Source organism: Frigoribacterium sp. PhB160, assembly GCF_003751785.1.
Lineage (GTDB): Bacteria > Actinomycetota > Actinomycetes > Actinomycetales > Microbacteriaceae > Frigoribacterium.
Genome location: NZ_RKIE01000002.1, coordinates 50,512 through 73,571, shown reverse-complemented (window position 1 = coordinate 73,571; position 23,060 = coordinate 50,512). Strand labels below are relative to the sequence as shown.

The 23,060-nt window shown below is 69.4% G+C and carries 32 protein-coding genes; 1 reads left to right on the top strand and 31 read right to left on the bottom strand.

What is annotated here, in order from left to right; translation table 11 throughout:
- Positions 1 to 22: 22 nt before the first annotated feature.
- The 12 genes from EDF38_RS09400 to infA all read right to left on the bottom strand — a co-directional run bounded on the left by EDF38_RS09400 (position 23) and on the right by infA (position 10,968).
- Positions 23 to 1,063 carry a YdcF family protein gene (locus EDF38_RS09400; RefSeq protein ID WP_123355195.1) on the bottom strand — a complete coding sequence of 347 codons (1,041 nt, stop codon included), beginning with the start codon at positions 1,061 to 1,063 and terminating at the stop codon, positions 23 to 25.
- A 40-nt stretch (positions 1,064 to 1,103) separates the two neighbouring features.
- The gene (gene glmM / locus EDF38_RS09395) at positions 1,104 to 2,465 is read right to left on the bottom strand and encodes a phosphoglucosamine mutase (RefSeq protein WP_123355194.1); all 1,362 of its coding nucleotides are present in this window, start codon (positions 2,463 to 2,465) and stop codon (positions 1,104 to 1,106) included.
- A 26-nt stretch (positions 2,466 to 2,491) separates the two neighbouring features.
- Entirely contained in the window at positions 2,492 to 2,977 is a 486-nt protein-coding gene (rpsI, locus tag EDF38_RS09390; protein WP_123355193.1) for a 30S ribosomal protein S9, read from the bottom strand.
- 32 nt (positions 2,978 to 3,009) lie between these two features.
- On the bottom strand, positions 3,010 to 3,456 hold the full coding sequence (gene rplM, locus EDF38_RS09385) for a 50S ribosomal protein L13 (RefSeq protein WP_123355192.1): 447 nt from the start codon (positions 3,454 to 3,456) through the stop codon (positions 3,010 to 3,012).
- Between the two features lie 194 nt (positions 3,457 to 3,650).
- Positions 3,651 to 4,628 (bottom strand): tRNA pseudouridine(38-40) synthase TruA, encoded by a 978-nt coding sequence (locus tag EDF38_RS09380; RefSeq protein ID WP_370275620.1) that lies wholly within the window; start codon positions 4,626 to 4,628, stop codon positions 3,651 to 3,653.
- 91 nt (positions 4,629 to 4,719) lie between these two features.
- Complete coding sequence (locus EDF38_RS09370) at positions 4,720 to 7,539, bottom strand: ExeM/NucH family extracellular endonuclease (RefSeq protein ID WP_233572375.1); 2,820 nt, start codon at positions 7,537 to 7,539, stop codon at positions 4,720 to 4,722.
- Between the two features lie 223 nt (positions 7,540 to 7,762).
- A complete protein-coding gene (gene rplQ, locus EDF38_RS09365; protein ID WP_123355190.1) occupies positions 7,763 to 8,320 on the bottom strand; it encodes a 50S ribosomal protein L17 in 558 nt (185 codons plus the stop codon).
- A gap of 51 nt (positions 8,321 to 8,371) precedes the next feature.
- Positions 8,372 to 9,364 carry a DNA-directed RNA polymerase subunit alpha gene (locus EDF38_RS09360; protein WP_123355189.1) on the bottom strand — a complete coding sequence of 331 codons (993 nt, stop codon included), beginning with the start codon at positions 9,362 to 9,364 and terminating at the stop codon, positions 8,372 to 8,374.
- Between the two features lie 187 nt (positions 9,365 to 9,551).
- Positions 9,552 to 9,950, bottom strand: coding sequence for a 30S ribosomal protein S11 (gene rpsK, locus EDF38_RS09355; RefSeq protein ID WP_055799944.1), 399 nt, complete (start codon positions 9,948 to 9,950; stop codon positions 9,552 to 9,554).
- Positions 9,951 to 9,994: 44 nt separating this feature from the next.
- The gene (gene rpsM, locus EDF38_RS09350; protein WP_056057338.1) at positions 9,995 to 10,369 is read right to left on the bottom strand and encodes a 30S ribosomal protein S13; all 375 of its coding nucleotides are present in this window, start codon (positions 10,367 to 10,369) and stop codon (positions 9,995 to 9,997) included.
- A gap of 192 nt (positions 10,370 to 10,561) precedes the next feature.
- Positions 10,562 to 10,678: a 50S ribosomal protein L36 gene (gene rpmJ / locus EDF38_RS09345; RefSeq protein ID WP_043593327.1), complete on the bottom strand. Its 117-nt coding sequence runs from the start codon at positions 10,676 to 10,678 to the stop codon at positions 10,562 to 10,564.
- A 68-nt stretch (positions 10,679 to 10,746) separates the two neighbouring features.
- Positions 10,747 to 10,968 carry a translation initiation factor IF-1 gene (gene infA, locus EDF38_RS09340; protein WP_055811571.1) on the bottom strand — a complete coding sequence of 74 codons (222 nt, stop codon included), beginning with the start codon at positions 10,966 to 10,968 and terminating at the stop codon, positions 10,747 to 10,749.
- A 97-nt stretch (positions 10,969 to 11,065) separates the two neighbouring features.
- Here infA and EDF38_RS09335 point away from each other — a divergent pair, with 97 nt between their 5' ends.
- Entirely contained in the window at positions 11,066 to 12,400 is a 1,335-nt protein-coding gene (locus EDF38_RS09335; protein WP_123355188.1) for an LCP family protein, read from the top strand.
- A gap of 78 nt (positions 12,401 to 12,478) precedes the next feature.
- Here EDF38_RS09335 and map read toward each other — a convergent pair whose 3' ends face one another.
- The 19 genes from map to rplB form a co-directional block, all read right to left on the bottom strand.
- Positions 12,479 to 13,312 carry a type I methionyl aminopeptidase gene (gene map / locus EDF38_RS09330; protein ID WP_123355187.1) on the bottom strand — a complete coding sequence of 278 codons (834 nt, stop codon included), beginning with the start codon at positions 13,310 to 13,312 and terminating at the stop codon, positions 12,479 to 12,481.
- 3 nt (positions 13,313 to 13,315) lie between these two features.
- Positions 13,316 to 13,936, bottom strand: coding sequence for an adenylate kinase (locus EDF38_RS09325; protein WP_123355186.1), 621 nt, complete (start codon positions 13,934 to 13,936; stop codon positions 13,316 to 13,318).
- The gene (gene secY / locus EDF38_RS09320; protein ID WP_123355185.1) at positions 13,933 to 15,255 is read right to left on the bottom strand and encodes a preprotein translocase subunit SecY; all 1,323 of its coding nucleotides are present in this window, start codon (positions 15,253 to 15,255) and stop codon (positions 13,933 to 13,935) included. The genes EDF38_RS09325 and secY overlap by 4 nt, the downstream gene beginning before the upstream one ends.
- Positions 15,256 to 15,324: 69 nt before the next feature.
- Positions 15,325 to 15,951, bottom strand: coding sequence for a 50S ribosomal protein L15 (gene rplO, locus EDF38_RS09315; RefSeq protein WP_123355184.1), 627 nt, complete (start codon positions 15,949 to 15,951; stop codon positions 15,325 to 15,327).
- Complete coding sequence (rpmD, locus tag EDF38_RS09310) at positions 15,951 to 16,136, bottom strand: 50S ribosomal protein L30 (RefSeq protein ID WP_123355183.1); 186 nt, start codon at positions 16,134 to 16,136, stop codon at positions 15,951 to 15,953. The genes rplO and rpmD overlap by 1 nt, the downstream gene beginning before the upstream one ends.
- Complete coding sequence (gene rpsE / locus EDF38_RS09305) at positions 16,136 to 16,876, bottom strand: 30S ribosomal protein S5 (protein WP_123355182.1); 741 nt, start codon at positions 16,874 to 16,876, stop codon at positions 16,136 to 16,138. The genes rpmD and rpsE overlap by 1 nt, the downstream gene beginning before the upstream one ends.
- Positions 16,873 to 17,244, bottom strand: coding sequence for a 50S ribosomal protein L18 (gene rplR, locus EDF38_RS09300; RefSeq protein ID WP_123355181.1), 372 nt, complete (start codon positions 17,242 to 17,244; stop codon positions 16,873 to 16,875). Before rplR ends, rpsE begins: the two co-directional genes overlap by 4 nt.
- Positions 17,245 to 17,246: 2 nt before the next feature.
- Positions 17,247 to 17,783: a 50S ribosomal protein L6 gene (gene rplF / locus EDF38_RS09295; RefSeq protein ID WP_123355180.1), complete on the bottom strand. Its 537-nt coding sequence runs from the start codon at positions 17,781 to 17,783 to the stop codon at positions 17,247 to 17,249.
- A gap of 6 nt (positions 17,784 to 17,789) precedes the next feature.
- A complete protein-coding gene (rpsH, locus tag EDF38_RS09290) occupies positions 17,790 to 18,188 on the bottom strand; it encodes a 30S ribosomal protein S8 (protein ID WP_123355179.1) in 399 nt (132 codons plus the stop codon).
- A 140-nt stretch (positions 18,189 to 18,328) separates the two neighbouring features.
- Positions 18,329 to 18,919 (bottom strand): 50S ribosomal protein L5, encoded by a 591-nt coding sequence (gene rplE / locus EDF38_RS09285; RefSeq protein ID WP_123355178.1) that lies wholly within the window; start codon positions 18,917 to 18,919, stop codon positions 18,329 to 18,331.
- The gene (gene rplX / locus EDF38_RS09280) at positions 18,919 to 19,278 is read right to left on the bottom strand and encodes a 50S ribosomal protein L24 (RefSeq protein WP_123355177.1); all 360 of its coding nucleotides are present in this window, start codon (positions 19,276 to 19,278) and stop codon (positions 18,919 to 18,921) included. Before rplX ends, rplE begins: the two co-directional genes overlap by 1 nt.
- Positions 19,279 to 19,281: 3 nt before the next feature.
- Positions 19,282 to 19,650 carry a 50S ribosomal protein L14 gene (gene rplN, locus EDF38_RS09275; RefSeq protein WP_043593350.1) on the bottom strand — a complete coding sequence of 123 codons (369 nt, stop codon included), beginning with the start codon at positions 19,648 to 19,650 and terminating at the stop codon, positions 19,282 to 19,284.
- A gap of 34 nt (positions 19,651 to 19,684) precedes the next feature.
- On the bottom strand, positions 19,685 to 19,981 hold the full coding sequence (gene rpsQ / locus EDF38_RS09270) for a 30S ribosomal protein S17 (RefSeq protein WP_123355176.1): 297 nt from the start codon (positions 19,979 to 19,981) through the stop codon (positions 19,685 to 19,687).
- Positions 19,981 to 20,304 (bottom strand): 50S ribosomal protein L29, encoded by a 324-nt coding sequence (gene rpmC, locus EDF38_RS16230; RefSeq protein WP_123355175.1) that lies wholly within the window; start codon positions 20,302 to 20,304, stop codon positions 19,981 to 19,983. Before rpmC ends, rpsQ begins: the two co-directional genes overlap by 1 nt.
- Complete coding sequence (rplP, locus tag EDF38_RS09260; RefSeq protein WP_043593355.1) at positions 20,304 to 20,723, bottom strand: 50S ribosomal protein L16; 420 nt, start codon at positions 20,721 to 20,723, stop codon at positions 20,304 to 20,306. Before rplP ends, rpmC begins: the two co-directional genes overlap by 1 nt.
- A 2-nt stretch (positions 20,724 to 20,725) precedes the next feature.
- Positions 20,726 to 21,505, bottom strand: coding sequence for a 30S ribosomal protein S3 (gene rpsC, locus EDF38_RS09255; protein ID WP_123355174.1), 780 nt, complete (start codon positions 21,503 to 21,505; stop codon positions 20,726 to 20,728).
- Positions 21,505 to 21,897 carry a 50S ribosomal protein L22 gene (rplV, locus tag EDF38_RS09250; protein ID WP_055799894.1) on the bottom strand — a complete coding sequence of 131 codons (393 nt, stop codon included), beginning with the start codon at positions 21,895 to 21,897 and terminating at the stop codon, positions 21,505 to 21,507. The genes rpsC and rplV overlap by 1 nt, the downstream gene beginning before the upstream one ends.
- A 24-nt stretch (positions 21,898 to 21,921) precedes the next feature.
- Positions 21,922 to 22,203 carry a 30S ribosomal protein S19 gene (rpsS, locus tag EDF38_RS09245; RefSeq protein ID WP_123355173.1) on the bottom strand — a complete coding sequence of 94 codons (282 nt, stop codon included), beginning with the start codon at positions 22,201 to 22,203 and terminating at the stop codon, positions 21,922 to 21,924.
- A gap of 12 nt (positions 22,204 to 22,215) precedes the next feature.
- Positions 22,216 to 23,055: a 50S ribosomal protein L2 gene (rplB, locus tag EDF38_RS09240; RefSeq protein WP_056057388.1), complete on the bottom strand. Its 840-nt coding sequence runs from the start codon at positions 23,053 to 23,055 to the stop codon at positions 22,216 to 22,218.
- Positions 23,056 to 23,060: the final 5 nt, after the last annotated feature.

Genomic DNA, 23,060 nt, shown 5'->3' with positions numbered 1-23,060 from the left:
CCCCGCCGGAGGCGCGCCGCCGTCACAGGGGCAGCGCCGACACCAGCGCCACCAGCCCCACGAAGGCCACGACCGCGGCGACGGCCGCCAGGTTCAGCCGGCGGTGCTCGACCATGATCGCGACGTACTCGCGGAGGAACGCGCTCGGCACGTAGTACGCCGCCGTCGGCGACCCGACGACCTGGGCGTCGCTGCCGACCGCCCGCGCGAGCAGCGCCGCCCGGAGCACGTGGTAGTCGTTCGTCACGACGAGCGTGCGGCCCACGCGACCGGCCTGGCGCTGCACCTCGCGCGACAGGAGGAGGTTCTCGCGCGTGCTGGTCGAGGCCGTCTCGGCGCGGACGTCGTCGGGGTCGGCGCCCTGCGCCACGAGGTACTCGGCCATCGCCTCGCCCTCGGGGCGCGGCTCGTCGGCGCCCTGCCCGCCCGACGGGATGAGGAGAGGACGGCGCCGCCCGCCCGTCGGCACCGACCGGTAGATCGCCAGCGCACGGTCGAGCCGGCTGCGCAGCAGGGGCGGCACCTCGCCCCGGATGAGCCCCGAGCCGAGCACGACGAGCACCTCCGGCTCGCGCGTGTGGCGGTAGCGGCTGTAGACGAGGGAGTAGAGGCCGAACGCGGCGAACGTCGCGGCGGCGTAGGCGCAGCCGAAGAACAGCAGGATGCCGGCCGCGACGAGGAGGGTCGACGCCCAGCTCGGCAGGCGGTCCTGACCGGGCAGGAAGAGCAGCAGCAGCGCGGTCGCCGGCAGCACGAGCACGGCGAGTCCGGCCAGCAGCGACAGCAGGTTGCCGAGGCTCCGCCCTTCGAGCCGCATCATCGTCACGCCGTTGCCGACGAGGAAGACGGCGAGCACGACGATCAGCAGCCCGACGGCGACGAACCCGAGGAGCACCAGCCCCTGCAGGAACGCGTTCGAAGCGGCCAGCTCGAGCACTCCGGCGAGGAGCAGCGAGCCGAGCGCCGCGACGAGGAACACCCCGTTGCGGAGGCGCCGGGCGTCCTGCCGACGACTGACCACGTAGAGGACGGCGAACACCACGGCCGGCACGAGGAGGGTCATGCGCCCATGGTGCCCGACCCGGGCCCGACGGGGACGTCGGCTAGAGGGCCAGTCGCTCCCGCACGACCTCGGCCAGCTCGTGGGCGACCCGGTCGGCGGTGGCCTGGTCGGCGGCCTCGACCATGACGCGCACGACGGGCTCGGTGCCCGAGGGGCGGAGCAGCACGCGGCCGGTGTCGCCGAGCTCGGCGCTGACGGTGGCGACGGCCGCGGCCACGCCCTCGTCGCCGTCCAGGCGGTCGCGGTCGACGCCCTTCACGTTGATGAGGATCTGCGGGTACACCGTCATCACGGAGGCGAGCTCGGCGAGGCTCTTGCCGGTCGCCGCCATCCGCGCGACGAGCGAGAGGCCGGTGAGGATGCCGTCCCCGGTGGTCGCGTAGTCGCTGGCGACGATGTGGCCCGACTGCTCCCCGCCGAGGTTGTAGCCGTGCTCGTTCATGTCCTCGAGCACGTACCGGTCGCCGACGCGGGTCTGGCGGACGGTGATGCCGTGGTCGGCCATGGCGCGGGTCAGGCCGAGGTTGCTCATGACCGTCGCGACGAGCGTGTCGTCGACGAGGCGACCGCGCTCCTTCTGGGCGATGGCGAGGATCGCCATGATCTGGTCGCCGTCGACGACGTTGCCGTCGGCGTCGACCGCGAGGCAGCGGTCGGCGTCGCCGTCGTGGGCGATGCCGACGTCGGCGCCGTGCTCGAGCACGGCCCGGGCGAGGTTGTCGAGGTGCGTCGAGCCGACGCCGTCGTTGATGTTGACGCCGTCGGGGTCGGCCCCGATGAGCGTGATGGTCGCGCCGGCGTCGACGAAGACCTCGGGCGAGACGGCCGCGGCGGCCCCGTGCGCGCAGTCGAGCACGACGTGGATGCCGTCGAGGCGGTTCGGCAGGGCACCGAGCAGGTGCAGCACGTACCGGTCTTCTGCGTCGGCGAAACGGCGGATGCGCCCCACGTCTCCGCCGATCGGCATGAGCTGGGGGTCGGCCATGGCGGCCTCGATGCGGTCCTCGACCTCGTCGGGCAGCTTCGTGCCGCCGAACGCGAAGAACTTGATGCCGTTGTCGGGCGCAGGGTTGTGCGAGGCGCTGATCATCACGCCGAAGTCGGCGCCGATGTCGTCGACGAGGAACGCCGCGGCGGGGGTCGGGATGACCCCGGCGTCGAGCACGTCGACGCCGGAGCTGGCCAGGCCCGCGCACACGGCGGCGGTGAGGAACTCCCCCGAGATGCGGGGGTCGCGCGCGACGACGGCGACGGGACGTCGCCCCTCGGCGCGGCGGGCATCGGCGTGGTGCCCCTTCGTGAGCACCACCGCGCTCGCCTGGGAGAGCCCCAGGGCGAGCGCGGCGGTCAGCTCACGGTTGGCGAGGCCCCGAACACCGTCGGTACCGAAGAGTCGCGACATCGCGGGCCTGCCTGTCGGTGGTGCGTTTAGCGCTTCGAGAACTGCGAGGCCTTGCGGGCCTTCTTGAGACCGGCCTTCTTGCGCTCGATGACGCGGGCGTCACGGGTGAGGAAGCCGGCCTTCTTCAGCGTGGCGCGGTTGTTGTCGCGGTCGATCTCGTTCAGCGCACGCGCGATGGCGAGGCGGAGCGCACCGGCCTGGCCCGAGGGGCCGCCGCCGGTGACCTTGACGGTGACGTCGTAGGCGCCGAGCAGGTCGAGCACCTTGAACGGGTCGTTGATCAGCTGCTGGTGCAGCTTGTTCGGGAAGTACTCCTCGAGGGTGCGACCGTTCACGACGTACGTGCCGGAGCCGGGGACGAGGCGAGCGCGGGCGATGGCCTCCTTGCGGCGACCGACGGCCGAGCCGGAGACGTTCAGGACGGCGCGGGGCGTCGCCTGGGCCTCGGGAGCCGAGCTCTCGGTGGTGAAGCTCTCGGGAGCCTGGTCGATGGAATCTGCGATCTGAGCCACTGTGTGGGGGTCCTTAAGTCTGAAGGCGGACGCTACTGGGCGACCTGGTCGAGGGTGTGAACCGTGGGCTGCTGAGCAGCGTGGGGGTGCTCGGCACCCGCGTACACCTTCAGCTTCTTGATCTGGGCACGGCCCAGCGAGTTCTTCGGCAGCATGCCGCGGATCGCCTTCTCGACGGCGCGGGTGGGGTGCTTCTCGACCATCTCGGAGTACGTGGTGGCCGTGATGCCGCCCGGGTAGCCCGAGTGGCGGTAGTAGAGCTTCTCGGCGAGCTTGGAGCCGGTGAGGGCGACCTTCTCGGCGTTGATGACGATGACGAAGTCGCCCATGTCCATGTGGGGGGCGAAGGTCGGCTTGTGCTTGCCGCGCAGCAGGGCTGCCACGTGGCTGGCCAGACGGCCGAGGACGACGTCGTTCGCGTCGATGATCAGCCACTGCGGCTGGACGTCAGCCGGCTTGGGGGAGAAAGTGCGCGTCACAGTAGTGCTGCTTCCTGGTCGAGGTGAGGTGGTCGTGAATCCCGCTCCGTTGCCGTTGTCGCGACGATGTGGCGAGAACGAGTCAGGTGGAGGGCTCAACTTCGGGTGCCGCGCGCAGTTGCGCAGACACCAAGGCTCGACGATACCCGACACGCCCGGGTGCGTCAAACGAGGGGCGGGCCGGAGGCGCAGGGTCAGGCGTCGAGGCTCGCCGCCGACCGCTTCACCTGCGTCACCGCGACCCGGGCGGCGACCTCGTCGTCGGGCGGGTACCCCACCTCGACCATGGTCAGCCCGAGGGCGGGCACCACGCGGAACTCCCCGTTGCGCTGCGCCTCCTCGCGCACCCCGACGGCCCGGTGCTGCGGCATCGCGCCCTCGGCGACGGCGACGCACGCGCCGACGAGGTTCCGAACGAGGTTGTGGCAGAAGGCGTCCGCCTGCACGGTCGCGACCACCACGCCGTCGGCCTCGCGCCTCCAGCCGAAGTGCTGCAGCTCGCGGATCGTCGTCGCGTGGTCGCGGTGCCGGCAGTACGCCGCCCAGTCGTGCAGGCCCACGAGGCCGGCGGCCGTCGCCTCGAGCAGGCCGAGGTCGAGGCGCTGGTCGTACCAGAGCGTGTGGCCGCGCCGGGAGGGGTCGCGCTCGGCGCCCCGGTCGGCGATGCGGTACTCGTACCGGCGCCAGAGCGCGCCGAAGCGGGCGTGGAAGCCGGGAGGCGCGACGCGGGCACCCGAGACCACGATCTCGTCGGAGGCGCCCGCCAGCCCGTTGAGCCGTCGCGCCAGCACCGTGGGCGCGTCGAGCGGCGACCGGTCGACCATGCCGCGGTGCGGGCGTCGCAGCTGAGCCACCTGCTCGTCGGTGAGGTCGAGGTGGACGACCTGCCCCCGGGCGTGGACGCCGGCGTCGGTCCGCCCGGCGACCGTCACGGTCGGGACGTGCTCGTGACGACCGAAGAGAACGCGGAGGGCCGCCTCCATCTCGCCCTGGACCGTGCGTCGGCCCGGCTGCTCGCTCCAGCCGGAGAAGGCCGTGCCGTCGTACGCCACGGTCAGCTTCACGCGGGTGAAGCCCGGGGCGAGCTCGGGGGCCAGGGTCGGCACCGGCACCGGCACCGGCACCGGCACATGTACCGCGGCAGGGGCCGGGGCCTGGTCGTCGCTCGTCACGTCGTCCATCGTACGGGCGACGAAGGGGCGGACGGGCTCGTGCCCGTCCGCCCCCTCACCGTCGCCCGGTCACCGGGCCGGCCTCACCGGCTCAGTGCCAGCGCCACCCGAAGATCTTCGTCAGCCACGAGACCACGGCGGTCGCGACGGCCACGATGACCTGCACGAGCGGCGGCAGCGGGTGCGCTCCCCCGCCGTGGCCGGGGTCGGTGCCCGGGTCGGTCGGGTCGGTCGGGTCCGTGGGGTCCGTCGGGTCCGTCGGGTCCGTGGGATCCGTCGGGTCGGTCGGTTCGGTCGGCTCCTCGTCGGCGACGAGGGAGAGCCCGACGTGCACGGGGTCGTGGTCGCTCGCGCGGAACGGCCCCTCCTCGAACAGCGGCACGACGTTGTAGTCGTAGCGGCTGTACTCCAGGCCCACCGACTCTCCCGAGTTGATGTTCCAGATGTCCACGGCCGTGACGGCCTCGAGGGCCGCGGGCGAGGCGAGCACGTGGTCGAGCGAGCCGCTGAGGCCGCCGAAGACGTAGCTGTACTCGTCCGTCTCGGTCGAGCCGAGGTCGGTGTAGCCGGCCTCGCGCAGGACCTCGATCGGGTCCTCCTGCGAGTAGGCGTTGAAGTCGCCGAGCAGGAAGGCGAGGTCGGTGCCCGCCGCCTGCTGCACCCGGTCGGAGAAGGCGACCAGCGCCTCCGCCTGGTTGACGCGCGAGGCGTTGGAGGCGCCCTGGCCGTCGCCGAGGTCGGCGTCGGCCCCGGAGCCGCTGCCCTTCGACTTGAAGTGGTTCGCGATCGCGACGAACGTGGCGTCGTCGGAGTCGGCCGCGGCGACCGGGCGGAAGGCCTGGGCGAGCGGCTGGCGCGCGTTGCTGAAGGCGGGCGCGTCGGTGAGGATCGTCGACCCGCCGACCGTCTCGATCGTGTCGGCCTTGTAGATGAAGGCGAGGCGGATGACGTCCTCGTTCGTCGGCACCGTCGCGGGCGAGGGCACGTACGTCCACTCGTCGGCGCCGAGGTCGGCGTTGAGCGCGTCGACCAGCGTCGACACGGCCGCGTCGCGGTCCTGGCCGAAGCGGGCCGAGTTCTCGATCTCCTCGAGCGAGACGACGTCGGCGTCGAGGCCGTTGATCGCGGAGACGATCTTCGACTGCTGACGCTCGAAGCTCTCCTGCGTCGCGGCGCCGCGGGCGTCGCAGCCGCTGTTCACGGTCAGCGGCACGCCGGCGCGGTCGCGGTAGTACGTGCAGCCCGTGAGCTGGTCGCCCGTGGTCGGGAAGTAGTTGAGCACGTTGAAGCTCGCGATCGACACGTCGCCGCCGACGTCGAGCGGGGTCGCCTCACGGACCACGCCGAACGACGCGGGAAGCTCGGCGTCGGGGGTGTCGCCGGTCACGCGGGTGGTCGGCTGGAGCTTCCAGATGCCGTTGCGGAAGTCCACGACGACGGGCTCGGAGAAGTCGACCGGGGCACCGACCGTGACGGGCGTCTCGGGCGAGAGCCAGGGCAGCGGGATCGACTGGTTCGCCGCGGTGAAGAAGTTGACGCTCGAGCCGTCGTCGAGGGTGACCGCGCGGGCGGCGTTGTCGGCCGCGGTCGCCGCCGCCTCGGCGCTGCCGGGACGGCCCACCTCGGTCGGCTGCAGCAGCGGGCCGGTGCCGGCCGCCAGCGCGACCTCGCCGTACTGGTTCGTCGTGTAGACGTCCGAGACGGTGAAGTCGCCCTGCGGCGCGACGAGCATGCTCTCGAGCGACTCGCGCTCGGCGTCGGTCGTGGGCCAGGCCACGGCGGCCGCCTCGGGCACCTCGACGCCGGTCGCGTCGAGCTGCACGAGCCCGGCCGCGTCGGCGACGGTCAGCTCGGTCAGCCCGTAGTACTCGGTCACCTCGCCGGTGAGCTCGACGAGGTCGCCGATGGAGACGGAGGAGGCGGTGGCCGAGCTGAAGACGAAGACCGCGTCGGACGCGGTGTGCGTCGCGAGGTCGAGCGCGCCGCCGGTGCCCGGGGTCTGGACGACGTAGCCGTTCAGGCCGCCGGTCGGGTAGGTCGCCGTGACGACGCCGCGGGTGCGGACGGTCTGGCCGGCGAGGGGGCTGGCGTCGCCGGTGCCCTGGATCTCGGCGATCGTGGCCTCGACCGCGGGCGCCTCCGGGTCGGTGGGCTCGGGGTCGGTGGGCTCCTCGGGGTCGGTGGGGGCGCCTCCGGCGCTGTTCACCGGGGTGACGACGTCGCTGATCGTGAAGTCGGCGGCGTTGACGTCGGTGTCGACGTGGTCGGTGCGCACCAGCGAGTTCGGCACCGAGTTCGCGCCCGAGGTCGCGGCCACGGCGGTCTCGTAGGTGTTCGACGTGCCGTAGCCGAGCAGGTCGACGACGCCGTCGACGCCGACCGACGAGGCGCCGGTCGGGAGGGTGACGGCCGTGGCCTGGTCGGCGAGCACGAGGGTGCCCGTCGTCCCGCTCGGGTTGAGCCCGAGCACCGCGTCGGCGTCCGGCAGCGCGGCTCCGGCCGTGCCGTTGCTGCCGAGCTGGACGAGGAAGCTGCCGCCGGCGGGCACGGTGCCGGCCAGGGCGCCGACGCCCGAGACGGCGGAGGAGGTGGCGGCGCGGTACTGCAGCGACCAGCCGGCCAGCGAGACCGCGGCGTCGGTCGGGTTGTAGAGCTCGACGAACTTGTTCGTGAACGGCGCGTTCGCGCTGCCGCCCTTGAGGTAGGCCTCGTCGATGACGATGCTCGAGCCGTCCACGGCGGCGGTGCCGGCGGAGCTCGAGGCGGGGGCTGCGGTGGCGGGCACCAGCGGCGCGAGGCCGAGGGCGACGCCGAGGCCGGTCGCGAGGGCGACGGTCCTGACGGTTCGGGGTCGGGGGTGCATGACGTCCTTCGTGGCGGGGCGGGGCCCGCTGATGCGGCGGGTCGTCATGACGTTACGGGGGCTCGGGAGACCGCAGGTTTCCGCGAGGTAAACGACACCTGTTCGGGGGACACGGCTGGTCGGCACAAGCACCCACACGACGGGTGTCGGTCAGCGCTCGCCACCGCCCGAGCGCGACACGGCCTCGCGACGGCCGAGCCCTGGGGACGACGGAGGGCCCGTCACCTCGCGGTGACGGGCCCTCTGCCGGTGGAGCGGTCGTGCTGTGCGACTACTTGTCGTCCGACTTCTCGGCGGCGTCGGCCTCGACCTCGGCGGCAGCCGGGGTCTCGGTCTCGGCCTCGACGGGAGCGGAGTCCTCGACGGTCTCGGTCTGCTCGACCGGGGCCTCCTCGGCGGCGGGCTCCTCGACGGGAGCGGCGGCGGCCGAGGCCGACGTGCTCTTCGACGACTTCACCTTGGGGGTGACGGGCTCGAGGACGAGCTCGATGGAGACCATCGACGCGTTGTCGCCCTTGCGGAAGCCGAGCTTCGTGATGCGCGTGTAGCCGCCGTCACGGTTCTCGACGAGGGGGGCGATCTCGGTGAACAGCATGTGCGCCGCGTCCTTGTTGTTGCGGAGCGTCTGCATCACGCGACGACGCGAGTGCAGGTCGCCGCGCTTGGCGAAGGTGACGAGGCGCTCGGCGACGGGGCGGAGGCGCTTGGCCTTCGTCTCGGTCGTCTTGATGCTCTTGTGCTCGAAGAGCGACGCCGCCAGGTTGGCGAGCATGAGGCGCTCGTGCGCCGGGCCGCCTCCGAGACGGGGACCCTTGGTGGGCTTGGGCATGATTGATGTTTCCTAGCTGTCGAAGATGGAGTGGGCGTCGGGAGACGAGACCTAGTTGGTCTCTTCCTCGTCGTAGCCGCTGTAGAAGTGGGCTCCGTCGAACCCGGGAACCGTGTCCTTGAGCGAGAGGCCGAGCTCGACGAGCTTGTCCTTCACCTCGTCCACCGACTTCTGTCCGAAGTTGCGGATGTTCATGAGCTGCGTCTCCGAGAGGGCGACGAGCTCGGACACCGTGTTGATGCCCTCGCGCTTCAGGCAGTTGTAGCTGCGCACCGACAGGTCGAGGTCCTCGATGGGGGTCTGCAGCTCGCTGGAGAGGACGGCGTCGACCGGCGCGGGGCCGATCTCGATGCCCTCGGCGGCGGTGTTGAGCTCGCGGGCCAGGCCGAAGAGCTCGGTCAGCGTGCGACCGGCCGACGCGATGGCGTCACGGGGGGTGATGGCCGGCTTGGACTCGACGTCGACGACCAGGCGGTCGAAGTCGGTGCGCTCACCGGCACGAGTCGCCTCGACGCGGTAGGTCACCTTGAGCACGGGCGAGTAGATCGAGTCGATCGGGATCTGACCGGCCTCGCTGAACTCGCTGCGGTTCTGCACGGCCGAGACGTAGCCGCGGCCACGCTCGATCGTGAGCTCGAGCTCGAACTTCGCCTTGTCGTTGAGGGTCGCGATGACGAGCTCGGGGTTGTGGATCTCGACGCCGGCCGGGGCCGAGATGTCGGCGGCCGTGACCTGGCCCGCGCCCTGCTTGCGCAGGTAGGCGGTGATGGGCTCGTCGTGCTCGCTCGAGACCACGAGCTGCTTGATGTTGAGGATGACCTCGGTGACGTCCTCCTTGACACCGGGGACCGTCGTGAACTCGTGCAGCACGCCGTCGATGCGGATGCTGGTGACGGCGGCTCCGGGGATCGACGACAGGAGCGTGCGGCGCAGCGAGTTGCCGAGGGTGTAGCCGAAGCCGGGCTCGAGCGGCTCGATCACGAAGCGGGAGCGGAACTCCGAGATGTTCTCCTCGGTGAGGGTGGGGCGCTGTGCAATGAGCACTGGTGTATTCCTTTCGGCGAAGAGTCCGCTATATGACTCTTGGCGGTACGACAGGTGGCTGGCCCGTCGGGTCTGGTGAGTCGTGGGGCGCCCGGCGTGGACGCGGAGGTGCGGGGTGAACGCGGTTCAGCCCGCCGTGCCCCGGCGCCCCGGTGAGGGGGCTGGGGCACGACGGGCAGCAACTCAGTTAGACGCGACGACGCTTCGGCGGGCGGCAGCCGTTGTGCGCCTGCGGGGTGACGTCGTTGATCGAGCCGACCTCGAGGCCTGCGGCCTGGAGGGAGCGGATCGCGGTCTCGCGGCCGGAGCCGGGACCCTTGACGAAGACGTCGACCTTCTTGACGCCGTGCTCCTGCGCCTGGCGGGCGGCCGACTCGGCGGCCAGCTGCGCGGCGAAGGGCGTCGACTTGCGCGAGCCCTTGAAGCCGACCGCGCCGGACGAAGCCCAGCTCAGCACGGCACCCGAGGGATCGGTGATCGACACGATGGTGTTGTTGAACGTGCTCTTGATGTGGGCCTGGCCCACGGCGACGTTCTTCTTCTCTTTGCGGCGGGGCTTGCGCGCGGCCGACTTCGGTGCTGCCATTTTGATCTCCTACGAACCTAGAGGCGTACGGCGGGAGCCGGGGCCTAGCGAGCCTTCTTCTTGCCGGCGACGGTGCGCTTCGGGCCCTTGCGGGTGCGAGCGTTCGTCTTCGTGCGCTGTCCGCGCACGGGCAGGCCGCGGCGGTGGCGGATGCCCTCGTAGCTGCCGATCTCGACCTTGCGGCGGATGTCGGCGGCGACCTCGCGACGCAGGTCGCCCTCGACCTTGAAGTTGCCCTCGATGTGGTCGCGGAGCAGGACGAGCTGGTCGTCCGTGAGGTCCTTGACGCGGATGTTGCCGTCGATCTCGGTCTCGGCGAGAGTCTTGAGCGCACGGGTGCGCCCGACTCCGTAGATGTAGGTCAGTGCGACTTCGACGCGCTTGTCGCGCGGGATGTCAACGCCTGCTAGACGTGCCATGGTGGCTTCTCCTCAGAGAGTGGTGGAGGTCTGTCACAGCGCCGGTGCCCGGGCCTCCGTCCCGGGGTGTCCCCCGCCCCGGGCACGTGACGTGCCGGTGCGGGATCTGGTGCTGCTCTGGTGGTGGTGCGTGGTGCAGGGCCCCGACTCGTCGGGGCCCGTCGCTCTCGGTCGCCGGGGCGACCCGAGCTGCTAGCCCTGGCGCTGCTTGTGGCGCGGGTTGCTCTTGCAGATGACCATGACGTTGCCCTTGCGGCGGATCACCTTGCAGTGCTCGCAGATGGGCTTGACGCTGGGGTTGACCTTCATCGTTGTTTCCTTGATCTCGCTGGCTTCGTGCCCCACGGGTGCGCGGGGCCGTTCCTTTCCAGCACGCCCTACTTGTAGCGGTAGACGATCCGGCCGCGGGTCAGGTCATAAGGGCTGAGTTCGACGATCACGCGGTCTTCGGGGAGGATGCGGATGTAGTGCTGACGCATCTTTCCGGAGATGTGGGCGAGAACTCTGTGTCCGTTGGTCAGCTCAACGCGGAACATCGCGTTGGGCAGAGCCTCGACCACTGCGCCTTCGATTTCGATGACACCGTCTTTTTTGGCCATAGCCTCACTGTCGCTAAGAATTGGGAGTGTTGGTCGTGCGGGGACTGGCGTCGCCTGGACACAGGAGTGACCCGGGAACACCAAAGATCGATCCTAGGTGATCCCGCTACACTTCAGCAACCCGTCCGTCGACCCGACACGCCGAGCCGACGCCCACACCTCGAACACCGGAGCCCCGATGCCCGAGCAGCACCGTCCCTCCCGCCTGCGAGGCGTCGCCCGTCACGGTCGCCTGCGTCGCCGCGGGCCCGCCCGAGCAGCCCTCACGGTGATCGCCAGCGCCCTCGCGGTCGCCCTCGTGAGCACGGTGTCGGTCGCCGCCATCGCCGTCCGCGACGTCACCTCGTCGGTCTCCTCCGTCGCCCTGGGCAACGCGGGCGACGTGCCAGAGGAGGGCATCTCCGCCATGGCGGGAGGCGCCAACATCCTGCTCGTCGGCAGCGACCAGCGCGATCCCGACAGCCAGGTCGACGCAGGCGTCGTCGACGGCGTCCGCAACGACGTCAACATCTTGATCCACCTGTCGGAGGACCACAGCCAGCTCACGGCGGTGAGCTTCCCCCGCGACATGATGATCGACCGCCCCGCGTGCACCGGCGACGACGGCGTCGCCCACGAGGCCGCCTCGTACCAGCAGTTCAACACGCTCTACGAGCTGGGCGGCGTCAACTGCACCGTCTCGGCCGTCGAGCAGCTCACCGGCCTCAGCGTCTTCTACGCCGGCATGATCACCTTCGACGGGGTCATCGAGATGTCGAACGCGCTCGGCGGCGTCGACGTGTGCGTCACGAACCGCATCCGCGACACCGACACCGGCCTCGACCTCAGCGCCGGCACCCACTCGCTGCAGGGCAAGGACGCCCTCGAGTTCCTCCGCACGCGCCACGGCGTGGGCGACGGCAGCGACCTCGCCCGCATCAGCTCGCAGCAGGTCTTCCTGTCGTCGATGATGCGCAAGATCATCTCCGGCGGCACCCTCAGCAGCCCCACGACGCTCTACAAGCTGGCCTCTGCCGCGCTCAGCAACATGACGCTCTCGACCTCGCTCAGCTCCCCCGACACCCTCGTCTCGCTCGCCCTGTCGCTGAACGGCCTCTCCCCCGCCGACATCGTCTTCGTCCAGTACCCCGTCGTCGACGACCCCGACCAGTACGGACGCGTCGTGCCGGCCGAGGCCGACGCCGCCGTGCTCGAGGCCGCCCTGCAGTCCGATCAGAAGTTCACCGTCGGCGACGACGCGGTGGGGCGCGGCTCCGAGGCCGCCGCGGGCGACGAGACGGTGCCTCCGGTCGAGACCACGCCCGCCGTGCCGGACCCCACGGCGACGGACGCACCCGCGGTGCCGGCACCGACCACGACGACGCTGCCGTCGACGATCACGGGCCAGACGGCGGCCGAGTCGACCTGCTCGGTGGGGTCGTCGTCCTACTGAGCCGCCCCGCGCCTCCCCGGCCGCGAAGGCCCGGTCGGGCCACGCCCTGACGGGCAGACCCACCGCCGGAGGCGCGGGTCAGCTGATCGGGACCGGCCGGATCCCGAGAGGGGCCAGGCCCGACGCCCCGCCGTCATGGGCGGTGAGCACCCAGATGCCCCCCTCGTGGACGGCGACGGAGTGCTCCCAGTGCGCGGCCGCCGAGCCGTCGACCGTGGTCACGGTCCAGTCGTCGTCCTGCGTCAGGGTGTCGATGCCGCCCAGGGTGATCATGGGCTCGATCGCCACCACGAGGCCCGGCTTGACCGCGGGCCCCCGCCCCTTGACGCGGTAGTTGAAGACCGGCGGCTCCTCGTGCATGGAGCGTCCGATGCCATGGCCCACGTAGTCCTCGACGATGCCGAAGTCGCCGCGCGACTCGACGTAGTCCTCGACGGCGTCGCCGACCTCGTTGAGGTGCCGTGCCGTGGCCAGCGCGGCGATGCCGTGCCAGAGGGCCTGCTCGGTGACCTCGTTCAGCAGGCGCCGTTCGGTGACGAGCTCGGGCCGCGAGGGGTCGTCGAGCACGAAAGACCGGGCGCTGTCGCCGTTCCAGCCCTCGAACTCGGCACCGCTGTCGACCGAGACGATGTCCCCGGGCTCGAGGGCTCGGTTGCCGGGGATGCCGTGCACCACGTCGGCGTTGACCGACGCGCAGATCGTGTTGCGGTAGCCCGGCACGAGCATGAAGTTCGGCACCCCGCCGCCGTCGCGGATGGTGCGCTCGGCGATCGCGTCGAGCTCGCCCGTGGTGATGCCGGGCGCCACGGCCGCCTGCACGGCGTCGAGGGACTCGGCCGTCAGCACGCCGGGGCGCAGGAGGGCTCGGAGCTCGTCACGGCTCTTGTAGATGCCGGTCTTGCGGAACGCCACGGCTCAGGAGGCAGTCGCGACCGGCTGGAAGCCGCGCGCGGTCAGGGCGGCGTCGATGCGCTCGCCCACCTCGTCGATGCTGCCCAGGCCGTCGACCTCGACCAGCAGGTCACGCTCGCGGTAGGTCTCGACGAGCGGCGCCGTCTCGCGCAGGTAGACGTCCTGCCGGTGGCGGATGGCGTCCTCGGTGTCGTCGGAGCGGCCCTGGTCGAGGGCCCGCTTGCGCAGGCGCTCGACGATCTCGTCGCGGTCGGCGACGAGCTGCACCACGGCCTCGAGCGCCTGGCCCTGCGCGGCGAGGTGGGCGTCGAGGAACTCGACCTGCTGCATGGTGCGCGGGTAGCCGTCGAGGAGGAACCCGTCGGCCGCGTCGTCCTGCTGGAGCCGGTCGGAGATGAGCTCGTTCGTCAGGCTGTCGGGCACGTAGTCGCCCGCGTCCATGATCGCCTTGACCTTCAGGCCGAGCTCGGTCTCGTTCTTGACGTTCGCGCGGAAGATGTCGCCCGTCGAGATCGCCGGGATGCCGTAGGTGGCCGCGATCTGCGTCGCCTGCGTGCCCTTGCCGGCCCCGGGAGGTCCGACGATGAGGAAGCGGGGGCTGAGTCGGGTCTCAGCGGCGCTCATCGGAGGAGGCCCTCGTAGTGGCGCTGCTGGAGCTGCGAGTCGATCTGCTTCACCGTCTCGAGTCCGACGCCCACGATGATGAGGATGCTCGCGCCGCCGAAGGGGAAGTTCTGGTTCGCGCCCACGGTCGCCAGGGCGATCAGCGGGATCAGGGCGATGATGCCGAGGTACAGCGACCCGGGCAGGGTGACCCGCGTCAGCACGTAGTCGAGGTACTCGGCGGTCGGGCGGCCGGCGCGGATGCCGGGGATGAACCCGCCGTACTTCTTCATGTTGTCGGCGACCTCTTCGGGGTTGAAGGTGATCGCGACGTAGAAGTAGGTGAAGCCGACGATGAGCGCGAAGTACACGACCATGTAGAGCGGGTTGTCGCCCGAGGTCAGGTTGGCCTCGACCCACGAGACCCAGGCGGGCGGTGCCGTGCCGTCGGTGGGGCGGTTGAACTGCGCGACGAGGGCCGGCAGGTACAGCAGCGACGAGGCGAAGATGACGGGCACGACGCCGGCCATGTTGACCTTGATCGGGATGTACGTGTTGTTGCCGCCGTAGGTGCGTCGTCCGACCATGCGCTTGGCGTACTGGACCGGGACCCGCCGCTGCGACTGCTCGACGAAGACCACGGCGGCCATGATGACGAGGCCGACGGCCACGACCATGAGGAAGATCTCGAAGCTGCGGGCCTGCGCGATGCTCCAGAGCGCCGTCGGGAACCGCGCGGCGATCGAGGTGAAGATGAGGAGCGACATGCCGTTGCCGATGCCGCGCTCGGTGATGAGCTCGCCCATCCACATGATGAGGCCCGTACCGGCGGTCATGGTGATCACCATGAGGAGCACGGCGTACCAGGCGTCGTTCGTGATGAGCTGCTGGCACTCGGCAGCGCCGGAACCGGCGAAGAGGGTGCCGGAGCGGGCGACCGTGATGAGGGTGGTCGACTGCAGGATGCCCAGCGCGATGGTCAGGTAGCGGGTGTACTGCGTGAGCTTGGCCTGGCCCGACTGGCCCTCCTTGTAGAGGGTGTCGAAGTGCGGGATGACCACGCGGAGCAGCTGCACGATGATCGACGACGTGATATAGGGCATGATGCCCAGCGCGAAGACCGAGAGCTGCAGGAGCGCCCCGCCGCTGAAGAGGTTGACGAGCTCGTAGAGGCCCGACGTGCCGGTGTTGCCCGCGAGGCACAGCTGCACGTTCTGGTAGTCGACGAACGGGGCGGGGATGAACGACCCCAGCCGGAAGAGCGCGATGATCCCGAGCGTGAACCCGATCTTGCGGCGAAGGTCGGGCGTGCGCATGATGCGCGCGACTGCTCTGAACATGTGTGGCCTCCCGGTGTGAAGGATAGACGACTGAAGGGGGTGGCCCGTACGGGCCACCCCCTCAGGTGATTACTTGGAGACGGTCCCGCCGGCGGCGACGATCTTGTCCTCGGCGGAGCCGGAGACCTTGTCGACGGCGACGGTGAGGGCGACGCTGAGCTCGCCCTGTCCGAGGACCTTGACCTTCTCGTTCTTGCGCACGGCACCCTTCGCGACGAGGTCGCTCACGGTGACGTCCCCACCCTGCGGGTAGAGTTCGCCGAGCTTCTCGAGGTTCACGACCTGGTACTCGACGCGGAACGGGTTCTTGAACCCGCGCAGCTTCGGCGTACGCATGTGCAGCGGCATCTGACCACCCTCGAAGCCGACCTTGACCTGGTACCGGGCCTTCTGGCCCTTGGTGCCACGTCCGGCCGTCTTGCCCTTCGAGCCCTCACCGCGACCCACGCGGGTCTTCGCCGTCTTGGCACCGGGAGCCGGACGGAGGTGGTGGACCTTGAGGACCTGGGGGCGGGCGACGTCGTTCGACGAGGCGGCCGGGGCCGACGTCGTCGAGGACTTCGTCGAAGCAGCGGCCTTGTCGGCAGCGGGCTTCTTGGCGGCGGCCTTGGGGGCAGCCTTGGTGGTCGTCGCCTTGGGGGCGGCGGCCTTCTTGGGAGCGGCCTTCTCGACCGGCTCGTTCTTCTCGTCAGCCATTAGTCAATCTCCTCGACCTTCACGAGGTGAGCGACCGTGTTGATGTATCCACGGTTCTGCTTGGTGTCTTCGCGAACGACCGACTGGCCGATGCGCTTGAGGCCCAGGCTCCGCAGCGTGTCGCGCTGGTTCTGCTTCTCGCTGATCACGGACTTGATCTGGGTCACCTTGAGGTTGGCGGCCATCAGGCACCTGCCTTCTCGGTAGCGGCGGTACGCGCAGCCTGCTCAGCACGGACCATGAAGGCCGGCATCACGGCGTCGATGTCGAGACCGCGACGAGCTGCGACAGCACGAGGCTCTTCCAGCATCTTCAGGGCCGTGACGGTCGCGTGGACGATGTTGATGGTGTTCGACGAACCGAGCGACTTGCTCAGGACGTCGTGCACGCCGGCGCACTCGAGCACGGCGCGGACGGGACCACCGGCGATGACACCGGTACCGGCCGAGGCCGGACGCAGCATGACGACGCCGGCAGCGGCCTCGCCCTGCACGGGGTGCGGGATGGTGTTGCCGATGCGGGGGACGCGGAAGAAGTTCTTCTTGGCCTCCTCGACGCCCTTGCTGATCGCCGTGGGGACCTCGCGGGCCTTGCCGTAGCCGACACCGACCAGGCCGTTGCCGTCACCGACGACGACGAGGGCGGTGAAGCTGAAGCGACGGCCGCCCTTGACGACCTTCGACACGCGGTTGATCGTGACGACGCGCTCCAAGAACTGGCTCTTGTCGTCGCGGTCGCCGCGGCCGCGGCCGCCGGCGTTGCGGTCGCCTCGGCCCTGGCCGCCACGGCGGTCGGTGCGACCACCCTCGCGGTTGTTGGACTCCGAGCCGGCAGCCGTCTCGACGGGACGCTCGACGACGGCCTCGGCCGGTGCCTTGGTCGCCTCGGGCTCTGCGGGGGGAGTGGTGTTCGTCGTGTCGCTCACAGGTTCAAACCAGCCTCTCGGGCGCCTTCGGCGATGGCCGCGACGCGTCCGGCGTACTTGTTGCCGCCGCGATCGAACACGACGGCCTCGATGCCCGCGGCCTTGGCACGCTCGGCGACGAGCGCGCCGACCTTGCGGGACTTCGCGGTCTTGTCACCGTCGAACGTGCGCATGTCGGCCTCGAGGGTCGATGCGCTGGCGACGGTGAAGCCCTTGCTGTCGTCGACGACCTGCACGAACACGTGACGGGCCGAACGGGTGACGACGAGACGGGGGCGCTCTTCGGTGCCCACGACCTTCTTGCGCAGGCGGGTGTGACGGCGCTTGGTGGCAGCCGACTTGCTCTTTCCTCGTGTACCGAGACCCATGATTACTTACCTGACTTTCCGGCCTTGCGGCGGACGACCTCGCCCGCGTAGCGGACGCCCTTGCCCTTGTAGGGCTCGGGCTTGCGCAGCTTGCGGATGTTGGCGGCCACCTCGCCGACGGCCTGCTTGTCGATGCCGACGACGGTGAGCTTGTTGTTCCCCTCGACCGTGAAGCTGATGCCCGCGGGCGGCTCGACGGTGATGGGGTGCGAGTAGCCGAGAGCGAACTCGACGTTGGAGCCCTTGGCCTGCACGCGGTAACCGGTGCCGACGACCTCGAGGCCCTTGGTGTAGCCCTGGGTCACGCCGATGATCTGGTTGGCGATGAGGGTGCGCGTGAGGCCGTGGAGCGAGCGCGACTCGCGCTCGTCGTCGGGACGCGTCACGACGACGGTGCCCTCTTCGAGCTTGGCTTCGATGGGGCTCTTGACGACGAGCGACAGCTCACCCTTGGGGCCCTTGACGGTGACGGCCTGGCCGTCGATCTTCACGTCGACCCCGGCAGGGATCGAGATGGGGAGTCTTCCGATTCGAGACATGTCGGGTTACCACACGTAGGCGATGACTTCTCCGCCCACGCCCTTCTTCTCGGCCTCGCGGTCGGTCAGCAGACCGGAGGAAGTCGACAGGATGGCGACGCCGAGGCCGCCGAAGACCTGGGGGATCTCGGTGGACTTCGCGTAGACGCGGAGGCCGGGCTTCGAGACCCGCTTGATGCCCTTGATGGAGCGCTCACGGGCGGGGCCGTACTTCAGGTCGATCGTGAGGGTCTGGCCGACACGTGCGTCCTCGACCTTCCACGAGTCGATGAAGCCCTCGCGCTGGAGGATCTCGGCGATGTGGGACTTGAGCTTGCTGCTGGGGAGCGACACGGTCTCGTGGAAGGCCGAGTTCGCATTGCGCAGTCTGGTCAGCAGGTCTGCGACCGGATCTGTCATCGTCATGCGGTTTGTCTCTTTCTCATCCGGTTTCGGCATCCGGTACACCGGGTGTCGACCTTGATGATCGGGCGGTCGTGGAGCGGTTCTCCACGACCTCAGGGGAACGGTCGGCAACTCCGTGAGGAGTTGCCGACCGAACGATCTTAGTTGGCCTGGTCGGCCGTGCGGAACGGGAAGCCGAGAGCCTTGAGCAATGCCCGGCCCTCGTCGTCGTTCTTCGCGGTGGTGACGACGGTGATGTCGAAGCCGCGGACACGGTCGATGCGGTCCTGGTCGATCTCGTGGAACATGCTCTGCTCGTTGAGACCGAACGTGTAGTTGCCGTTGCCGTCGAACTGACGGTCGCTCAGGCCGCGGAAGTCACGGATGCGGGGCAGCGCGAGCGACAGCAGCCGGTCGAGGAACTCCCAGGCGCGGTCGCCGCGGAGCGTGACGTGCGCGCCGATGGGCTGACCCTCACGCAGCTTGAACTGCGCGATCGACTTGCGGGCCTTGGTGACCTGGGGCTTCTGGCCCGTGATCGCCGTGAGGTCCTTGATGGCGCCGTCGATGATCTTGCTGTCGCGGGCGGCCTCGCCGACACCGGTGTTCACGACGATCTTGACCAGGCCGGGGACCTGGTGGACGTTCGTGAAGCCGAAGTCGTCCTTCAGCTGCGGCAGGATCTCGGCACGGTACTTGGCCTTGAGGCGCGGCAGGGCTGCCGGCGTCGTGGTGGTGGTCGTGTCAGTCATCAGAGGTTCTCTCCCGACGCCTTCGCGTAACGGACGCGGACGGTCTTGGTGACGCCGTCCTTCGTGACCGTCTCTTCACGGAAGCCGACGCGGGTCGGCTTCTTGGTCTTGGGGTCGACGACGGCCACGTTCGACACGTGGATCGGTGCCTCGTGCGTCTCGATGCCGCCGGTCTTGGTGCCGCGCTGCGTCTGGCCGACGCGGACGTGCTTGGTGACGAAGTTGACACCTTCCACGACCACGCGGTTGCGCTCGACGAGCACCTCGAGGACCTTGCCCTGCTTGCCGCGGTCGCCGCCGCGGGCCTGGGTGGCCCCGGTGATGACCTGCACGAGGTCACCCTTCTTGATGTTTGCCATGACTTAGATAACCTCCGGCGCCAGCGAGATGATCTTCATGAACTTCTTGTCGCGAAGCTCGCGACCGACCGGTCCGAAGATGCGCGTGCCACGGGGGTCGCCATCGGCCTTCAGGATCACTGCGGCGTTCTCGTCGAACTTGATGTAGGAGCCGTCCGGACGACGGACTTCCTTCTTGGTGCGAACGATGACCGCCTTCACGACGTCACCCTTCTTGACGTTGCCGCCGGGGATCGCGTCCTTGACGGTCGCGACGATGACGTCACCGAGGCCGGCGTAACGACGGCCGGAGCCACCGAGGACGCGGATGGTGAGGATCTCCTTCGCGCCGGTGTTGTCGGCGATCTTGAGGCGGGATTCCTGCTGAATCACTTCTGTCTCCTTCTACGCGAGCAGACCGCGAGGCCTACTTCGCCCTCTCGAGGATCTCGACCAGGCGCCAGCGCTTGGTGGCGCTGAGCGGGCGGGTCTCGCTGATCACGACGAGGTCGCCGACGCCGGCGGAGTTCGCCTCGTCGTGGACCTTGACCTTGGAGGTGCGGCGGATGACCTTGCCGTACAGGGGGTGCTTCACGCGGTCCTCGACCTCGACGACGATGGTCTTGTCCATCTTGTCGCTGGTCACGTAGCCGCGACGGGTCTTGCGGTAACCGCGGACCTCGACGGCTGCCGAGTCGACCTCGGTCTTGTTCTCGGTAGCCATTACTTCTCCTCGGCGGTCTCGGCGGCAGGCGCCTCGTCGGCGGCGGCAGCCTTCTTGGTCGACTTCTTGGCTGCCTTGGGGGCGGCCTCGACCGGGGCGGGGGTGGCACGGATGCCGAGCTCGCGCTCGCGCAGGACCGTGTAGATGCGAGCGATGTCGCGCTTCACGGCACGCACGCGGCCGTGGCTCTCGAGCTGACCGGTGGCCGACTGGAAGCGCAGGTTGAACAGCTCTTCCTTGGCCTTCTTCAGCTCGGCGACGAGACGCTCGTCTTCGAATGTGTCGAGCTCGACAGGACGGAGCTCCTTGGAACCGATCGTCATTATGCGTCGCCCTCCTCGCGCTTGATGATGCGTGCCTTGAGGGGCAGCTTGTGGATTGCACGAGTGAGCGCCTCCTTGGCGATCTCCTCGCTGACGCCGCTGAGCTCGAAGAGCACGCGACCCGGCTTGACGTTGGCGACCCACCACTCGGGCGAGCCCTTGCCGGAACCCATGCGGGTCTCGGCGGGCTTCTTCGTGAGCGGACGGTCGGGGTAGATGTTGATCCACACCTTGCCGCCACGCTTGATGTGACGCGTCATGGCGATACGAGCGGACTCGATCTGACGGTTGGTCACGTAAGCGGGCGTGAGGGCCTGGATGCCGTACTCACCGAAGCTGACCTTGGTGCCACCAGTGGCCTGGCCGCTACGGCCGGGGTGGTGCTGCTTGCGGTGCTTGACACGACGGGGGATAAGCATGGTTACGCCTCAGCTCCTGTGGTGGCGGGTGCCTTCTGCTCGCGGGGAGCGCGGTCGCCCCCGCCGCGGCGGGCACCGTCACGGTCGTTGCGGCGCTCGGGGCGAGACGACTTCTGGTTCGCCTGCTCGCGCGCGAGCTCCTTGTTGGTGATGTCGCCCTTGTAGATCCAGACCTTGACACCGATGCGACCGAAGGTGGTCTTGGCCTCGTAGAAGCCGTAGTCGATGTTGGCGCGGAGCGTGTGCAGGGGCACGCGGCCCTCGCGGTAGAACTCCGAGCGGCTCATCTCGGCGCCGCCGAGGCGGCCCGAGACCTGGATGCGGACGCCCTTGGCGCCGGCGCGCTGTGCGCCCTGCAGGCCCTTGCGCATCGCACGACGGAACGCCACGCGAGCAGCGAGCTGCTCGGCGATGCCCTGCGCGACGAGCTGAGCCTCGGCCTCGGGGTTCTTCACCTCGAGGATGTTGAGCTGGATCTGCTTGCCGGTGAGCTTCTCGAGGTCGCCGCGGATGCGCTCGGCCTCGGCGCCGCGACGACCGATCACGATGCCCGGACGGGCGGTGTGGATGTCGACGCGGACGCGGTCACGGGTGCGCTCGATCTCGATCTTGGCCACGCCGGCGCGGTCGAGCGAGGTCTTGAGCAGGGTGCGGATCTTGACGTCCTCGGCGACGTAGTCGCTGTAACGCTGGCCCGGCTTGGTGCTGTCGGTGAACCACCGCGACACGTGGTCGGTGGTGATGCCCAGACGGAAGCCGTACGGGTTGACTTTCTGGCCCATTACTTGCTCGCCTTCTTCGTAGCGTCGGCAGCCTCGACCTCATCCGGCGTCGCGAGGACGATCGTGATGTGGCTGGTCCGCTTCAGGATCTGGAAGGCACGACCCTGGGCACGCGGCTGGAACCGCTTGAGGGTGGCGCCCTGGTCGACGAATGCACGGCTCACGTAGAGGTCCTGCTCGTCGAGGTAGCTGTTGTCCTTGTCCGCCTTCACGCGAGCGTTGGCCATGGCCGACGCGACGAGCTTGTAGACGGGCTCGCTCGCGCCCTGCGGCGCGAACTTCAGGATGGCCAGGGCCTCGAGGGCCTGCTTGCCGCGGATCAGGTTGACGACGCGACGGGCCTTCATGGGGGTGACGCGGATGTGACGCACGCGTGCGATCGACTCCACCATTTCTCTCCTCCTTACGCCGCCGCGTTAGCGGCGACGACCCTTCTTGTCGTCCTTCACGTGACCACGGAAGGTGCGGGTGGGCGCGAACTCACCGAGCTTGTGGCCGATCATGCTCTCGGTCACGAACACGGGGATGTGCTTGCGTCCGTCGTGCACGGCGATGGTGTGTCCCAGCATGTTCGGGATGATCATCGACCGGCGCGACCAGGTCTTGATGACGTTCTTGGTGCTGGCCTCGTTCTGCGTGACGACCTTGCGGAGCAGGTGGTCGTCAACGAAGGGGCCCTTCTTAAGACTGCGTGGCATCTTCTACAACTCCTACTTACGCTTCTTGCCAGCGTTACGACGACGGACGATGAGCTTGTCGCTCTCCTTGTTGATGTGGCGCGTGCGGCCCTCTTTCTGGCCCCACGGGCTGACCGGGTGGCGTCCACCGGAGGTCTTGCCCTCACCACCACCGTGCGGGTGGTCGACGGGGTTCATGGCGACACCACGCACGGTCGGGCGGACGCCCTTCCAGCGCATGCGGCCGGCCTTGCCCCAGTTGATGTTCGACTGCTCGGCGTTGCCGACCTCGCCGATCGTGGCGCGGCAGCGGGCGTCGACGTTGCGGACCTCGCCCGACGGCAGGCGGAGCTGCGCGTAGGGGCCGTCCTTGGCGACGAGACGCACGGAGGCGCCGGCCGAGCGGGCCATCTTCGCGCCGCCACCGGGCTTGAGCTCGATGGCGTGGATGACGGTACCCACGGGGATGTTCTTCAGGGGGAGGTTGTTGCCGGGCTTGATGTCGGCGCCGGGACCCGACTCGACGATGTCGCCCTGCGACAGCTTGTTCGGCGCGATGATGTAGCGCTTGGTGCCGTCGACGAAGTGCAGGAGCGCGATGCGCGCCGTGCGGTTGGGGTCGTACTCGATGTGAGCGACCTTGGCGTTGATGCCGTCCTTGTCGTTGCGACGGAAGTCGATCACGCGGTACTGGCGCTTGTGGCCACCACCGATGTGACGCGTCGTGATGCGGCCGGCGTTGTTGCGACCACCGCTCTTGGACAGCGGACGGAGCAGCGACTTCTCGGGCGTCGAGCGCGTGATCTCCGCGAAGTCGGAGACCGACGAACCGCGACGACCGGGGGTCGTGGGCTTGTAGTTACGAATAGCCATTTTGT